Source organism: Pseudoalteromonas sp. T1lg75, assembly GCF_002964705.1.
Classification (GTDB): domain Bacteria; phylum Pseudomonadota; class Gammaproteobacteria; order Enterobacterales; family Alteromonadaceae; genus Pseudoalteromonas.
This window is the reverse complement of sequence record NZ_PQCD01000015.1, coordinates 151,138-166,449: the sequence shown is the minus strand read 5'-3', so window position 1 is coordinate 166,449 and position 15,312 is coordinate 151,138. Positions and strand designations below refer to the sequence as shown.

17 protein-coding genes and 1 pseudogene are annotated in these 15,312 nt (G+C 51.3%); 7 read left to right on the top strand and 11 right to left on the bottom strand.

Translation table 11 applies throughout. The features are described 5' to 3' along the window. The first annotated feature begins 95 nt into the window (after positions 1-95). The 3 genes from C2M36_RS03480 (at position 96) to C2M36_RS03470 (ending at position 2,303) form a co-directional block, all read left to right on the top strand. On the top strand, positions 96-662 hold the full coding sequence (locus C2M36_RS03480) for a PhnA domain-containing protein (protein WP_105187923.1): 567 nt from the start codon (positions 96-98) through the stop codon (positions 660-662). 106 nt (positions 663-768) lie between these two features. Then, entirely contained in the window at positions 769-1,554 is a 786-nt protein-coding gene (locus C2M36_RS03475; RefSeq protein WP_105253711.1) for an META domain-containing protein, read from the top strand. Positions 1,555-1,742: 188 nt separating this feature from the next. Next, positions 1,743-2,303 (top strand): SRPBCC family protein, encoded by a 561-nt coding sequence (locus C2M36_RS03470; protein WP_158678847.1) that lies wholly within the window; start codon positions 1,743-1,745, stop codon positions 2,301-2,303. Between the two features lie 60 nt (positions 2,304-2,363). Here C2M36_RS03470 and C2M36_RS03465 read toward each other — a convergent pair. From C2M36_RS03465 to C2M36_RS03440, 6 genes and pseudogenes are all read right to left on the bottom strand, one after another. After that, positions 2,364-3,121 (bottom strand): annotated as a pseudogene (locus tag C2M36_RS03465) (TIGR04219 family outer membrane beta-barrel protein). Positions 3,122-3,132: 11 nt separating this feature from the next. Beyond that, entirely contained in the window at positions 3,133-4,119 is a 987-nt protein-coding gene (locus C2M36_RS03460; RefSeq protein ID WP_105253709.1) for a DUF2333 family protein, read from the bottom strand. Positions 4,120-4,127: 8 nt separating this feature from the next. Then, on the bottom strand, positions 4,128-4,604 hold the full coding sequence (locus tag C2M36_RS03455) for a copper chaperone PCu(A)C (protein WP_105253708.1): 477 nt from the start codon (positions 4,602-4,604) through the stop codon (positions 4,128-4,130). Between the two features lie 101 nt (positions 4,605-4,705). Then, positions 4,706-4,909, bottom strand: coding sequence for a PspC domain-containing protein (locus C2M36_RS03450; RefSeq protein ID WP_105253707.1), 204 nt, complete (start codon positions 4,907-4,909; stop codon positions 4,706-4,708). A gap of 143 nt (positions 4,910-5,052) precedes the next feature. Further along, the gene (dusA, locus tag C2M36_RS03445) at positions 5,053-6,057 is read right to left on the bottom strand and encodes a tRNA dihydrouridine(20/20a) synthase DusA (protein WP_105253706.1); all 1,005 of its coding nucleotides are present in this window, start codon (positions 6,055-6,057) and stop codon (positions 5,053-5,055) included. Positions 6,058-6,152: 95 nt separating this feature from the next. Beyond that, on the bottom strand, positions 6,153-6,761 hold the full coding sequence (locus C2M36_RS03440) for a MarC family protein (protein ID WP_105253705.1): 609 nt from the start codon (positions 6,759-6,761) through the stop codon (positions 6,153-6,155). Between the two features lie 114 nt (positions 6,762-6,875). Between C2M36_RS03440 and C2M36_RS03435 the strand changes: the two genes are divergently transcribed. The 4 genes from C2M36_RS03435 to C2M36_RS03420 all read left to right on the top strand — a co-directional run bounded on the left by C2M36_RS03435 (position 6,876) and on the right by C2M36_RS03420 (position 8,892). Beyond that, positions 6,876-7,310, top strand: coding sequence for a transcriptional repressor (locus C2M36_RS03435; protein ID WP_105253704.1), 435 nt, complete (start codon positions 6,876-6,878; stop codon positions 7,308-7,310). A gap of 35 nt (positions 7,311-7,345) precedes the next feature. After that, positions 7,346-7,813 carry a chemotaxis protein CheX gene (locus C2M36_RS03430; protein WP_105253703.1) on the top strand — a complete coding sequence of 156 codons (468 nt, stop codon included), beginning with the start codon at positions 7,346-7,348 and terminating at the stop codon, positions 7,811-7,813. Further along, positions 7,810-8,241: a secondary thiamine-phosphate synthase enzyme YjbQ gene (locus tag C2M36_RS03425; RefSeq protein WP_105253702.1), complete on the top strand. Its 432-nt coding sequence runs from the start codon at positions 7,810-7,812 to the stop codon at positions 8,239-8,241. The genes C2M36_RS03430 and C2M36_RS03425 overlap by 4 nt, the downstream gene beginning before the upstream one ends. A 102-nt stretch (positions 8,242-8,343) precedes the next feature. Beyond that, a complete protein-coding gene (locus tag C2M36_RS03420; RefSeq protein ID WP_105253701.1) occupies positions 8,344-8,892 on the top strand; it encodes a hypothetical protein in 549 nt (182 codons plus the stop codon). A gap of 7 nt (positions 8,893-8,899) precedes the next feature. Here C2M36_RS03420 and C2M36_RS03415 read toward each other — a convergent pair whose 3' ends face one another. From C2M36_RS03415 to dnaB, 5 genes are all read right to left on the bottom strand, one after another. After that, complete coding sequence (locus tag C2M36_RS03415) at positions 8,900-9,637, bottom strand: tetratricopeptide repeat protein (protein WP_105253700.1); 738 nt, start codon at positions 9,635-9,637, stop codon at positions 8,900-8,902. 19 nt (positions 9,638-9,656) lie between these two features. Next, positions 9,657-11,516, bottom strand: a complete 1,860-nt coding sequence (locus tag C2M36_RS03410; RefSeq protein WP_105253699.1) for a serine/threonine-protein kinase — start codon at positions 11,514-11,516, stop codon at positions 9,657-9,659. A gap of 14 nt (positions 11,517-11,530) precedes the next feature. Beyond that, complete coding sequence (locus C2M36_RS03405; protein WP_105253698.1) at positions 11,531-12,511, bottom strand: FHA domain-containing protein; 981 nt, start codon at positions 12,509-12,511, stop codon at positions 11,531-11,533. Positions 12,512-12,712: 201 nt separating this feature from the next. Next, complete coding sequence (gene alr / locus C2M36_RS03400; RefSeq protein WP_105253697.1) at positions 12,713-13,792, bottom strand: alanine racemase; 1,080 nt, start codon at positions 13,790-13,792, stop codon at positions 12,713-12,715. A 5-nt stretch (positions 13,793-13,797) separates the two neighbouring features. Beyond that, positions 13,798-15,177: a replicative DNA helicase gene (gene dnaB, locus C2M36_RS03395; RefSeq protein WP_105253696.1), complete on the bottom strand. Its 1,380-nt coding sequence runs from the start codon at positions 15,175-15,177 to the stop codon at positions 13,798-13,800. Between the last annotated feature and the right edge of the window lie 135 nt (positions 15,178-15,312).

Sequence of the window (15,312 nt, the reverse complement as noted above, 5' to 3'; positions counted from 1 at the left end):
TTTACTGTAAAGGCAACAGTTCCTAAAACAATACCTTTTGTGTGGGTATATTGGTTATAATTGAGCTTTCTTCTACTCTTTAAGTACTGATTTTTATGAGCATAGAACAAACATTACGAGATCGTAGCAACAACCAATGCGAATTATGCGCCAGCAGCGACAACCTAAGCGTTTACGCTGTACCGCCAGAAGGTGAAGCCCACTCCGACAAATCTATCCTGGTTTGTGGTTTTTGTGCCGAGCAATTACAAAACCAAGACCAGTTGAGCGACACCCATTGGCACTGCCTTAATGACAGCATGTGGAGCCAGGTGCCTGCGGTACAGGTAGTGGCTTGGCGACTACTTAATAAATTAAGCGCCGAACACAGTTGGGCCGGCGATATGCTCGATATGCTATACCTTGATGAGCAAACACAACAATGGGCCGAGGCTGCCATTGCCGAAGACGAAGATGTGGTGCATCTCGATTCCAACGGCGTGCGTTTGGCCGCGGGTGATACGGTTACCCTGATCAAAGATTTGGATGTCAAAGGCAGTAGCCTAGTAGCCAAGCGTGGCACCGCGGTACGTAATATCGGCCTAACGTCAAACCCGGAGCATATCGAAGGGCGCGTTGAAGGCCAGCGCATTGTCATTCTTACTAAATTCGTAAAGAAATAGCGACCCGCACATGATAAGCGCGAGGGTCGCAGTATAAGTCCATGTATTAAGGCGTAATTAATACATATTTACTTAAAGTACTGGCAGTATTAAAGGAGTTAATAATATGAGCAAAAAGATTACTTTTTCGGCCCTAGCCCTTACCAGCGTATTATTGGGTGCTTGCAGCAATACCCCGGAGCAAAGCGCAGAAACTACCGCTGAGCAACAAATGAAAACCATGCAGGTGCAAGTCTTGTACAAAGACCGCAGTCTGCAACCTCCCGGCTCGCAATTAACGGTCACCCTTTCCGATGTCTCTAAAATGGATGTGGCGGCCGAGGTCATTGCCAGCGAAACCATTACCCTGGATGGCGCACCGCCGTATGATCTCACCCTGACCTACGCTGCCGATGCACTGAAAGAGCGCATGCGCTACAGTGTCAGCGCCAAAATAATGCTTGATGGCGAGCTGCGTTATATCACCACGCAAAATAACGACCCCTTTGGTACCACGCAAACGCAAAGTCCGATTAAGGTGATGATGGAGCGCGTTGCCATGCCAGACGAAAGCCTGGTCAATACCTATTGGAAAGCGGTCAAACTTGGTGGTAAGGAAGTGGTTGTCAATAAGCGTGAGCCACACATCACCTTACATCAAGATGGTCGCATGAGCGGCTTCTTAAGCTGCAACCAGACCATGGGCCAGTATGTTAAGGGTCAATACTTTGGTTTACGCTTTAAGTCTTTAGCCAGCACCCAAAAAATGTGTATGGAGTTGATGGAGCAAGAACAGCAGCTGAGCAAGGCGCTTGCCGACACCTTCTCATACCGCATTAAGGGTGACACCCTAACCTTGAAAAACGAGCAAGGCGACGCCTTGGCAATCTTCAAGGCCGTGCACCTAAAATAACCCTGATGTTGCGGTGCTCACGCGCCGCAACCTCCTCCCCCATTTGGCCCTAGCTCTTATCTTTTCGAACCGGGCGCAGCGACACCCAAGTTCCCAAATTGAAAACACCAAACATGGTAAATTTGCCGCGAACAGGATATTCTAATTCTTTATAGTTACCTGTGACTTACAGTAAGAGGCCCTATCGCGTGCTGACAGCCTTAGAAAAATTGATAAAAATCCTGGTGCTTATCATACTTGTCATCATCTTTTTTGGCCTGGTACTCACCCCCAGCTACGAGGTCCAGCGCAGTGTCGATATCAATCGCTCCACGGCGCAGCTAGCCCCTTGGTTGCAGGATTTAAATAACTGGCCAAAATGGCTGGCCGTAAAACAAATTGAAGATCAGGCCCAGTTGCAGGTCTATGGTAAGACGCAAGGCGTGGGGGCACACATTAACTGGTTGGGTGAGAACTCCGGCGGCGAGCTCAGCATTACCCAAAGCAGCGCCGAGCACCTGGAGTTTCAGGTGCTGGTCAACAACGAATACCTCTCCCAAGGCGTGATCCGTATTGAAGGATATGACCAGGGCTGCCGGGTCATCTGGCAACAGCAAGGGGAAATCGCCATTCCGGTTTTAGGTCCTTATCTGGCCTGGTTTGCCGAGCATCAACTGCAGAACACCATCACCCACAGCCTGAACAACTTGAGAACGCTGGCCGAACTGCCTGATCTGAAGGAGGGCGACGAGCAGCCCAGCGACGCCTAGCCAGGCTTTCAACAAACACAAAAAAAGCGCCGAAAGGCGCTTTTTTATGCACTCAAATGCTTAGAAGTGCACCTGCAAACCGGCGAACGGTCCGGATACATCGATATCCGTGTTGATATCGTCGATATCGTCCAGCTCAATCAGCATGCTGCGGTAACCAGCACGAACGGCTACATCCACCGCCAGATTGTCGATCACTTCCCACTCAACGCCAACCTGGTAGTCATGTACCGAGCTGTCGTCCAGGGCAAACATGCTGCCTTCGGCGAATACGCTCAGACCGGTGAATGGCAGGCCTACTTGAGCACGACCATAGGCTAGCGGTACAAAGCCAGAGAAATCGGTGCGAACATGGCGTCACTGTTGGTATCAGTGATGTAGAAGTCACCATCGAACTGCTTGGCGCTTAAACCCAAGTCGATCGACAAGGTATCGTTATCGAAGATTTCGTAATACAACACATAGTCGATATGAGTTAGGTCGGTTTCGGTATACAACTGGGTACCGGCGCCAAAGTTAATGTCCTGGAACTCAAAGCCGTCGACTAGGGTGGTGTCGCCGGTTACATCCATTTCCGTGTAACGAAGTTTCACGTTAGGGATAAGTGGTACTGGGTGCTCTAGGGCTACGTAGTAACTGGTTAAGGTTTCATCTTCGAACGAGAAATCTTGTTGGGCATTGCCTTTACTACCAAAGCTGCCTTCCGGCTCTGCCTGCCAGCCTTCGGCACCTACGTATAAACCTAATAACGTATCGGCCTGGGCTACTGGTGCCATGGTTGCTAACGATACTGCTGCCGCTAGAACGTACTTTTTCATTTTATCCCCTATTATCCTTGTGCGAGTAACTCGCTTAGTTCAATCAGTGCCGCATTGGCACGCGAAATATAATTAGCCATCACCAAAGAGTGATTGGCCACAAAACCAAAACCACTGCCATTTAAGACCATGGGACTCCATACCGGCTCCTGAGTTGCCTCGAGTTCACGGATGATCTGCTGCACACTCACCTTGGCATTTTTCTTTTCCAACACGTCGGCAAAGTCATGCTCAATGGCACTTAGAAAATGCAGCAACGCCCAAGTGGCGCCACGGGCTTCATAAAAGGTGTCATCGATTTTCCACCAGGAGGTGCGTACCATTTGCTCATGAGGTGCATAGGTGGCTTGATGAGCCTCACGGTCTCCGGCTAAGTCCGTGTTTAAGCGCTCCTGGCCGACACTGGCACTGAGGCGCTGACTTAAGCTGCCAAGGCGTTTTTCCGCTTCTTTTACCCAGGCGCGCAGGTTATCGGCGCGGGCATAAAACTGGCTTTGACGATCATTGCTGTCGGCAATTTGCGAGCGGTACTCTATTAGTAACTCGATGCCTTTTTGGTACTCGCCCTCGGCGCTTGGCCACATCCAGGCGGTATTGCTGATATTAAATTGCGGCTGGGCTTTTTTCAGCGATGGGTGCTCGGTCGATTGAGATTGCGAGCGGCTGAAGTCTTTACGCATGGATAAGGCCATATCCCGAGCCATCTCCAGTGCGCCGTATTCCCAGGCGGGCATATTATCCATCATGACGCTCGGCGGCATCATATCGTTGCTGAGGTAACCACCGGGTTTGTCGAGTAAAGATTGAGTCACGGTGATCAACGCCGAGGTGGTCACATAGCCGGTCACCAGTTGCTCGTTGCGTTCACTGGCCTGCTGTTTGGCATTCTCAAGCACATCAAAGCGGTCCGGCTCTATGCTCCAATACACGGCAATTAAATAGAATAACAATAATACCGCGGCGATGGCCGCTGCGATCTTTCCTTTATGCTGTGACATATCAACTCCTAGTTGTGGTGGTGCTCACTGCCACTGTCGCGCTTTTGCTCGATTAAACTAAAAACACGTGCCTGGCCGTTTACACGTTCGCCATCGGCGAAGATCAATGTCATTTTCAGAGTCTGATCGACGCTAAGGGCTTGCTGTGGCGAAAATAACATTAAGTGTAGCCCACCCGGTTGCAACACTACGCGGCTATTTGCGCCGATAGTGAGGCTGTCTAATTTACGCATTTTCATCATGCCATCGCTGTGTTCATGAGTGTGGATTTCCACGCGCCCTATCGATTCTAACTCGACGGCTTTAAGGATGCGCTCACGCTCAGAGTGATTTTCCAGCGCAAAGTAGCCCACCGAACTGTTGGCCGCCGGCAAAAACTGGCGAACTTTCGCATCGCTGAGCATCAGCCCATCCTGGGCGTAACTAAAGGCACAAGCACAAAGGGCCATTGCCGCAAGCAAGGCCCGATTGAAAATACGCAACATAATGCTTCCTTGAATTTATCCCTTGAAGGTACCCTAATATAACTTAATGACAACTGAGTGTCTTTAGTAAAATCAGCGACCTAAACCCCATCGGGATGGGATTAAACAAGGATCTGCTCTTCAAAGAGCAGGTGACAAACAAGGTAAACCGCCGCCATGATGATGGGGGCATTGAGGAAGATAATGATCACTGCCAGGCGAACCAGCCACACTGGCAAATGATGATGTTTGGCAAAACCGGCGCAGACGCCAGAGATTTTCTTATCCAGGGCATCGCGGTAATAAGTGCTGCTTGATTTAGCCATGGTGTACTCCTAAGTAGTGGAACTACTCCATGACTCTCAAGTTACATGCCAAAAAGCAAGCCATTGAATTTAAATGATTATTCAGTGTAAGCGGCGAATATCAATTCGCCGTACAGACTAATTTATGGTGTATTTGCCTACTTCTAGCTGACAAAGGCCAGGGCTTCTACCAGGGTTTGCGCCGTGGCTTCACGCTTGTGACCATTTTCAGACAGGTGACGACGGTATCCTCGCGCTCCTGGCATGCCCTGGAAAAGCCCCAGCATATGACGCGCCACATGCCAAAAACGGGCCCCTTGGCGCATTTCATCATCGATATAACCCAGCATTTGCTCGGCTATCTGATGACGAGTCAGGGTGCAGCCTGGCTGACCGTAGAGCTCGGCATCTACCTGCGCCAGCAAATAAGGGTTGCTGTAGGCTTCACGGCCTATCATTACACCATCAACATGCTGCAAATGGTGCTGACACTCGGCAATGGTTTTAATGCCGCCATTAATGCTGATATGCAGGTGCGGATAGTCTTTTTTAAGCTGATACACACGAGGGTAATCCAGCGGCGGGATCTCCCTGTTTTCTTTCGGGCTCAACCCCTGCAACCAGGCCTTGCGGGCATGAATAATAAAATCATCACAGCCGATTTTATGGTTGGCATCGATTAACGCCAGCAGAAACTCATAGCTGTCTTGCTCGTCAATACCGATGCGAGTTTTGACCGTCACCGGAATATCGGTCACCGCCTTCATCGCCGCAATGCCCTCGGCCACCAGTTCCGGCTCCGCCATCAAACAGGCACCGAAGCGACCATTTTGCACCCGGTCGGAAGGACAACCCACGTTTAAGTTAATTTCCGCATAACCGCGCTGGGCCGCCAGCTTAGCGCAATGGGCCAGCTCCTCGGGGTTTGAACCACCCAGCTGCAGAGCAACTGGTTGCTCGTGCTGGTTGAAATGCAGGTAATCACCCTTGCCATGAATAATGGCACCGGTAGTGATCATCTCGGTGTAAAGCACCGCTTCTTTACTCATCAGGCGATGAAAGGTACGGCAATGACGGTCGGTCCAATCCAGCATGGGCGCGACGCTAAAGCGACGGAAAGTGTCTTGCTGCCAAGTCGGGGTCGGCGTGTGGATGATTGTGTCTGTCATGGCTGATTACCTATCTATGCACTGCTTCTGAGCAATAAGGGCGCGAATTATACGCAACTCCAGCATAAATTTCACGCCATCAAAGCATCCTCTTGCTAAAGAGCAAAGTAGTCTTTAATGCCACCGAGGATATTAGCCACCGCCACCGAGCTTAAGATCAGACCCATAACCCGGGAAATAATGCTGGCACCGCTGTCGCCGATAAAGTTATGCACGTAACGGGCAAGCAGCAAGAGCAAGAGTACCAGCACCAGCACTCCCAGCATCACAGAAGAAGTGATCGCCTGTTCGACCCAGGTAAATTCTTCATTACGGGTCATCAGCACTGCCCCCAGCATGGCTCCAGGGCTGGCTATGGATGGTATGGCCAAAGGGAAAATGGCGGTTTCGGTAGAGTCGCGCATGCTTTTGATCTCGGACTCCGGTTTACCTTCACCAAAGATCATGGTCAACGCAAATAACAGCAGAACGATGCCACCGGCGATTTGAAAAGCGGCCAGGGGAATACTTATGGCATTCAGTAATAACTCGCCGACCACCACAAAAAAGAGCAACACCAGGGCTGAAACGGCAACGGCCTTATAGGCTACCTTGCGCTTAAAGGCAGCGTCTTCGCCGCGGGTAACGGCGATAAATACCGGAATGGTGCCCACCGGGTCGATAACCGCAAAAAAGAAGATAAATGTGGCGATTAACTCGTTCACGCTAACTCCCAGTTATGAAAACAAAATTATACCGTTGGCGACAATTCAGAGATAGTAATTTTTCGCGACCATAGTATGCTAATAGGGGTGGCAAGAAGATCTAAAAGGTAACCTATGAACGTCGATGCGCTGGTCAATAAAGCGAAAAGAATGTGTGATAGCAAGGGCGCGCGCTTCACCCCCATCAGAGAAAAGGTTTTTCGCTTACTGGCGAGCACCGAAAGCGGTGTCGGTGCCTACGATTTACTGGAGCAGCTCAAGGTCACCGAAAGCAGCGCCAAACCGGCCACCATCTATCGCGCCTTAGACTTTTTGGCGGAGCAGGGGTTTATCCATAAAATCGAAAGCACCAATGCCTTTATGCTGTGCCATCACTTTGAGTCGATTCACCCGGTGCAATTGCTGATCTGCGATCAATGCGGTCATGTGGCCGAGCTGCATTCCAGTGTCCTTTCCCACGAATTAAGTGCCCTCGCCTTGGAGCATGGCTTTAGCGTCAGCTCACAAACCATAGAAGCCCATGGCATTTGTAAAAACTGTCAATCTTAATCTTCAGCAGCAGTACGCCGAGTTTAATCATCTTTATGAATGTCGAATTTATTAATCCCTTTCTTTCTTCCCTGTTAAATGTGTTGGCTACCATGGCCAACACTCGGCTCGAGCCGGGGCAGCCAAGTATCAAAAACTCCGAGGTGGCGCTGGGCGATGTGTCTGGAATGATAGGCATGGTCGGCCCACAAACTAAGGGCTCGATGTCGATCACCTTCGATGAAGCCTTGGCCTTAGACATAATGCAGCGCATGCTCGGCGAGCGCCCAGCCAACGTAAATGAAGAAGTAACCGACATGGTGGGTGAGATCACCAACATGGTGACCGGTGGCGCTAAAAACCTGCTCGGTGACAAGGGCTATGATTTTGAGATGGCCACCCCCGTAGTTGTGGCCGGTAAAGGACACCATCTCAGTCACAAATGTCAGGGCAAAACCCTGCTAATGCCTTTTAACTCGGCCGCTGGCAAGGCCCATATTGAAGTGAGCTTTGATACCCTATGAGCTGGCAACAACAACAAATCACCCTCAGTGCCAAAGCGCGCGGCTTCCATCTTATCGATGACGAACTGGCACGACTGCTGCCGCAAATCGGCCAGTACCAGGTGGGGATGGTGCACCTGCTGCTGCTGCATACCTCGGCCAGTTTAACCATTAATGAAAACGCCGATCCCACGGTGCGCCAGGATATGGAAGCTCACTTTAACTGGGCCGCCCCCGAACGCCAGCCCTTCTATCGCCATACCTATGAAGGGGATGACGATATGCCGGCGCATATCAAGGCCAGCACTCTGGGCTGTGAGCTTACCCTGCCAATACGTGACGGACGTCTGGTACTTGGCACCTGGCAGGGCATTTATTTAGGTGAGCACCGTGATGCCGGTGGTAAGCGTCGCATCATTGCCACTTTCCAGGGTCAAATGTACCCCTAACAAAAACAAAAAAGCCCTTTTCTTACAATAAATTACAACTATTCCTTATTTACTAAAACTGCGGCTATAGTTAATAGGCCTCTGAACTAATAAGGAACAATAATGCTAACACCCAATAATAACACCCTGATCGTTCCCTGCGAGCCCAACGACTACACAGCGCAACAAAGCTTTATGCTCACCCCCAGCACCTCACAGCGCTGGATAACCCAGCTTAGCGAAAGCGGCGAAAGCCTCGGCGGCCCTAACAACGACGACTTTAACGTCAACTTCACCAACAATCCCAGCGATCCCAGTCTAGAAAAGCTCCAGGAGGCAAGGTTTGTCGTTCATATTGAAGACCCGGATTGGGAGTTTTTCGGTAATGGTGTCGAATACGTTAAAAATAACAGCAATTGTAATTACAACGTCGACTCAGAGTTGAGCGACGATAAGAAGCAGCTAACCATAGTATTGCGCCAGGTAGAGCCAACCGTTAACTATGCCGGCAGTGACAACGGCCCTCTTGATAAGGTGATTGAAGTCACGCCATCGCCTTCGGCCCAGCCATTAACCATTGGCTTTCGTTATACCGCCAAGCAATTGAGTAGCGGGCGTTATTACATGTCTCAGGACCCACGTATTATTGTCGAGCGTCCTAAAGAGCAGTAACCCGGCCCTATTTACAAAGCCGTTGTGGCTGGCTTAAACGCGCCGTGAATTGCGGGTAAGCACATAACGGTTTAAACCAGGGTAAGACAAACCAATTGGCACTGTAGCCCGCCTGCATTGCCTTTTGCACATAATACAACGCCGAATGTTCATCGCCGGTGGCGGCATAGACGATGGCCGCCGCATAATGAATATCGGCCAGCTCCTGGCCCAGTTCCAAACTGGTGTTGATGGCGGTAGTTGCCCGTTGATAATCCCCCAAATGGGCATAGGCCTGGGCTCGGTCCGACCAAGAGTAGGCCGACTGTTGGCCGTTATTCACATCGATCACCTGCTGATAATACTTACGTCCCAAGGCCAGTTGCCCGGCCAGAGTCAGGGCATCCGCATAATTTAAGGTAATGGCCGAGTTATTTGGCGCCAGACTGTGCGCTTGAGCGGCCATGGTGTGCGCCTGCTGATATTGTTGCGAGTACAAGTAGGCCAGCGCGAGGTTCGCCAGTATGGTGGTGTTGGCGACGTCCTTAGGGTCCAAAGATTCCTTGATGGTCGCCTCATAATGTTGGATCACGGTGGCAAAATCACCGCGGGTCAGCGCCAGCACAGCCAGTAGCTTTTGCGCGTCTGAGTCCAGCGGCAGCTTATTGACCACATCGTCGAGCAGGGATTGCGCCGAGTCGCTATCCCCCATGCTATAGAGCAAGGTGGCCAGCTTCTTCTGCACATTCAGGTTCGGACGCATCATCAAGGAGCGCTCCAAAGCTTCACGCCCCTTTACCCGCTCCCCTTGCGCCAGATACCAGGAAGCTTGCAGGTTTAAAAACTCCGCCTCTACCCCGCCTAACCTGACGTAATTGCACCAGGTAATGGTACGCCTCTTCAACCTCTCCCTGGGCTAAGGCCAATAAAATGCGATTGCTCAAATAACTTGGCCGGCGTTGATATTGCCGTGGTGCCTGGTTCAGTAACTGCAGCACCTGCTTCACGTAATCACCCTGGCCGGTAATATCATTGAGCTGCAGCGCCAGCTCCCGCGCCAGTGTATAGCCCGCATCAAAGTGTGGCTGTGTGTTCAGTAGCGCCATAATATCGTTAAACAAGGGCTCACTGATCTCGCCGTCATGATAATAGCGGTTGTAATAATTAAAGAACTGCTCTTGCAGCACCTGTTTTTCCTGCTCATCAAAGCTGGCTTGGTGAGCAAACAGGCTGGCACCATAAAAGCGCGCCGATTCATGGACGTTGCGGGTGTCGATCAGGTCCGTTTGCCACTGCCTGGTAGCGACGAGCTGCCACTCGGGTGCCTCTAACCGACTGATTTCAATGTTGCAGTAGCGCTGCTGACAAGAAGCCGAGCTGGTAATAAAGACACTTGCGCCGGTGTAATCGGCGAGCATTTGAAAATAGCTTTTTGGGTCTTGTAAGCGCGTCGCTTCAACCCCTTTGGCCAGCATCAGCAATTCGGTATGACTTACCAAATGTTCATTTTGCGACGCCAATTGCTGCCACAACGCACTTTGAATGGAACCACTGAGCGTGCCCTGATAGTAGGCAAACTCGGGGGATTCGATCTGCACCTGAGTCGGTAAGATGACCACCACCGGCGCCTTGATAAAGTAATCGCGAAACAGGTAGAGGGCCACCAGCAAGGCGCCGATCAGGGTCAGGGTAATGCCATAATACCAGGCCTGCTGCGCGCGTTTTGAACCAGCTTTAGTTTCGCCGTCAGGCTCATCCGCAAGGGTAGCCTCTTCATTGCCCTCGCCTTGGGTCGGCGCCTCTAACGGCTCGGTCTGCTGGGCCAAAATGGCCTGCTGCACCTGCAACTGCAATATTTGCTCAAGCTGGGTGCTCAGCGCCCCGCGTCGTAAATTAACACGCTCTGCCGGCTCCAGTGCCAAACCCTGCCCGAGAATATGGATCAGCGGCTGCGGCAAATACTCGGAAAACCCGCTCAAATCCATCGACTGACCGGTGCAAATAGCCTCGGCCAAGTCTTTGTCACTGCCTTGCCCGCCAAAAGGATGCTGCCCCGTCAGTAACTCAATGGCGAGGACACAAAAGGAAAACCAGTCACTGTTATTGCTCAGTGCCTGAGAACTGATCTGCTCCGGCGCCATGTAGCCCTGAGTCCCGACACTGGCACTGGCCTTAGCATTGGCACCAATAAATTCGGCAATACCGAAATCGGCGACTTTTACCGCCCCCGATTCGCTGATCAGAATATTGCTGGGTTTTAAATCCCGATGAATAATCCCGTTGCGATGGGCATGCTCCAAGCCCTTGGCAATATCGATCAACAGGGAGAGCTTTTGCTCAAGACTGAGTAAATGCTGCTTTTGATACTGCAACAGGTTTTTGCCTCGGCAAAATTCCATGACCAGAAAGTGAATTCCCTGATCTTCAGCACAGTCAAAGACTTGAATTATATTGGGGTGATTTAGGCGAGCTAGAAATCGGGCTTCATTGAGGGCCGTAGCACTGTCTGCAGCGCTCAGTTCGGCCTGGGCCAGCACCTTAAGAGCAACGGTGCGCTCCAGCTTGGTATCGAAGGCCTCATATACGGTGCCCATGGCGCCTTGGTATACCTGCCGTTTGAGCTCATAGTGGGCTAACGTCTGCATTACCACTTGGCCCGCTAATTAGAGGCGCGGTTAATGGCGCCCTCTAGCTGATGACCCTTATAAATCTCGAAGTTACTGGCGTTAAAGCGCACCTTACGCAGCTTGCGCTCAATAACATGGTCGGCCCCTTCCACATGGGCCAGGGCATCGCTAAACTGTTTGCGAGCGCGATGGATTTGAATATTGAGGTAGCGGGAATCTATGCCCAAGTCTTTGGCTATCACCTCGGTATCGACCCAGCCCTGACTCAATTCGTGTAAACCACTGGCCGCATCCTGAGCCCTGTAGCGCGCTAAGTTAAGAGTGAGATAATGGTGGCAGCGCTCACCCAGGTCGACCTCTTCATTGGGGCCTTTGATGACCAGCTCCGCCGACTCTTCATCCAGGGTTAAATGGAAAATAAAGTTAAGATCGGCCAGTTTCACGCTGGCCACCTCGCGCATAGCGGTGGCCGCCTCGCTGTGACTCAGGTGCAACTGGTAGGTATGGCGACTATCGCTCACTCTGTCGTGCTCTATGATGATGGTATGCTCCAGCAGCGGTCCGTCGAGGCGCTCAAAGCACCAAAGACCGCTGTCACGCTGAATAAACACGGCGATTTCCGGCTGCGCGTCGGGGATCAGGTTATAACTGCTAAGGGGTATATGCTGCTCGGTCGGTCGCTGCATGGCGTCGAGGATAATCAGCATATCCTCGGGCTTGTCGAGATTCGCAATACGATAACCGCGGCTGCTATTGCCGGGAAAGGTGAGTAAGTCATTGCAATGCAGTATCTCGGGGCGATCTTTTTCCAAGCGCTTAGAGTTCAGCCAGGTGCCATTACGACTGAGATCCCGCACCTGCCAGTGGCTCCCCTGCCACTCGATAATGCAGTGAATTTTCGACACGCTGGGATCAACAACTAGGGTATCGACGCTATATTGAAAGCGACCAAAACTATGGTGGGCATGCAGGTAGATCACATTGTCTGTGTCTAGTTCGATAAGGTAAGCCATATCCGCTCCCAGCACCTATCCCTGTAACAATATTGTTGAAGTTATAAGTCATTCTGAGCTTTTTTTTAGCAAAAATAAACAACTGCTTTACAAGTTGACCGCAACCCTGCAGGAAAGGCACAGTTTTCACTTATAAATCATATTGATAGTTTTTATTTGCTCCGGAGCAGCAAATGGCGGATAAGGCGGCTTCGGTGCCGCCTAGTTCAGGTATTGGTAGGTCACTCGTGGCGTGATATTGCACAGCAATTCATAGGCTATGGTGCTGGCACAGGTGGCAATTTCTTCAATACCGAGCTCGGCGCCCCACATAATGGCGTCGTCACCGACCGCCACGTCCTGGTTGTCGGCCCCAATATCAACACTGATCATGTCCATGGAGACTCTTCCCACCAAGGGATAGCGGCGACCATTAATAAGCACCGGGGTACCATTTTCGGCATGCCGCGGATAACCGTCACCATAGCCTATGGCAACAACCGCTAACTGGGTATCGGCATCGGCATGCCAATGACCGCCATAACCCACGGGCTCACCTTTTTTCACCCGGCGCACGGCTATGACTTCGCTGGTCAGACTCATCACCGGCTTTAAGCCAAGCTCCAAGGAGGTTTTACCCTGCACTGGTGACACTCCGTATAGCATTAATCCGGGGCGCACCCAATTGCCATGACTTTGCGGATAATTGATAATGGCGGCAGAGTTAGCCAGACATAAAGGGTTCTGCTTGTCGCTGACCAGGCTGGTAAAGGTGGCCAGCTGAGTTTGGTTATAGCTGTTTTCGAGCTCGTCGGCACAGGCGAAGTGAGTCATTAGATGAAGCTGTTCATGCACATTCTCACAGCCCTTAAGGCGCTGATAAAACTGCTCGAATTGCTCCGGCTCAACGCCTAGACGATGCATGCCGGTGTCGACCTTTAGCCACACCTTGATCTGCCCATTTAACTGCGCCTGCTCCAGCGCCGCTAACTGATACTCGTCATGCACTATGGTTTGAAAATTGTTGGCCAGCATGATGTCGATATCGCTGGCCTTAAAAAAGCCTTCAAGCAAGACAATGGGCTTGGTAATACCGCCGGTACGCAGCGCCAGCGCCTCTTCGATACGGGCCACGGCAAAGGCATCCGCACCCGCCAGTTGCTGGGCTATAGGTACCAGGCCATGACCATAGGCATTGGCTTTAAGCACCGCCATCACCTGGCTGCTGGGAGCCAGCTCTTTAACCCGGGCGAGATTGGCTCGCAGCGCAGAAAAATCAATAGTTGCCGTAGCCAGCGCCATAATTATTAGTACTCATCATCCATTGCCGGTCCGGCATAATTGTCGAAACGTGAGTATTGCCCCTGGAAGGTTAACCTGACCTTACCGATAGGGCCGTTACGCTGCTTACCGATAATGATCTCTGCGGTGCCCTTATCATTACTGTCTTCGTTATACACTTCGTCACGATAGATAAACATGATCAAGTCGGCATCCTGCTCGATTGAGCCCGATTCACGTAAGTCCGAGTTTACCGGGCGTTTATCGGCACGCTGCTCCAGCGTACGGTTAAGCTGCGATAAGGCGACCACAGGGCATTCCAGCTCTTTGGCCAAGGCCTTTAGAGAGCGTGAAATTTCGGCGATTTCCAAGGTCCGGTTATCAGACAAGCTTGGCACCCGCATCAACTGCAGGTAATCGACCATGATCATACTGATACCACCGTGATCGCGGGCGATACGACGGGCGCGTGAGCGTACATCGGTAGGCGTTAACCCTGAGGCATCATCGACGTACATCTTGCCCTTTTCAATCAGCAGACCCATGGTGGACGACAAGCGCGCCCAATCATCATCGTCCAGCTGACCGGTACGTACCTTGGTTTGGTTAATACGCCCTAATGATGCCAGCATACGCATCATGATCTGTTCCGAGGGCATCTCCAGGGAGAAGATCACTACCGGCTTATCGCGGGTCATGGCCGCATGCTCTGCCAGGTTCATGGCAAAGGTGGTTTTACCCATGGACGGACGGGCGGCGACGATGATCAGATCCGAAGGCTGTAGCCCCGCGGTCATCTTATCTAGGTCGGAATAGCCCGTGCTCACCCCGGTCACACCGTCTTGTGGTGACTGATACAACTCTTCAATCTTATCGACGGTTTTTTCCAAAATAGTATGGATGTTCTGCGGACCTTCGGTGCTCTTGGTACGCTGTTCGGCGATTTTAAACACCTTGCTCTCGGCCAGGTCGAGCAGTTCATGGCTGCCGCGCCCTTCCGGGTTAAAGCCCGCCTCGGCAATTTCATTGGCCACACCGATCATTTCACGCACTACCGCACGTTCACGAACGATATGCGCATAAGCGGAAATATTCGCCGCACTTGGCGTGTTTTTAGCAATTTCCCCTAAGTAGGCAAAGCCACCTATGCTCTCAAGCTGGTTGTTTTTCTCCAGCGACTCCGAGATGGTAATTAGATCGATCGGCTGGCCTGCTTCCACCAGGCGTTCCATGGCCTCGAAAATAAACCTGTGGGTGCGGGTATAGAAATCCTGAGATACAACTATCTCGGCCACACGGTCAAAGGCTTCATTATCAAGCATTAGGCCACCAAGCACGGACTGCTCGGCTTCAATGGAATGCGGGGGTACTTTTAGGCTATCAACCTGTTTATCTATCTTTGCCATAGTTACTCTAAAGGGGAGCGAATTGCCTTATTCTATCGGCTTAGTATGGCAGTGCAACAACTGCGTGGCATTTTTAAAAAAGAAGCGGGCTAAGTGCCCGCTAAGTTGGGAGTTGTTTTTTTGCTAGTCGCGTTA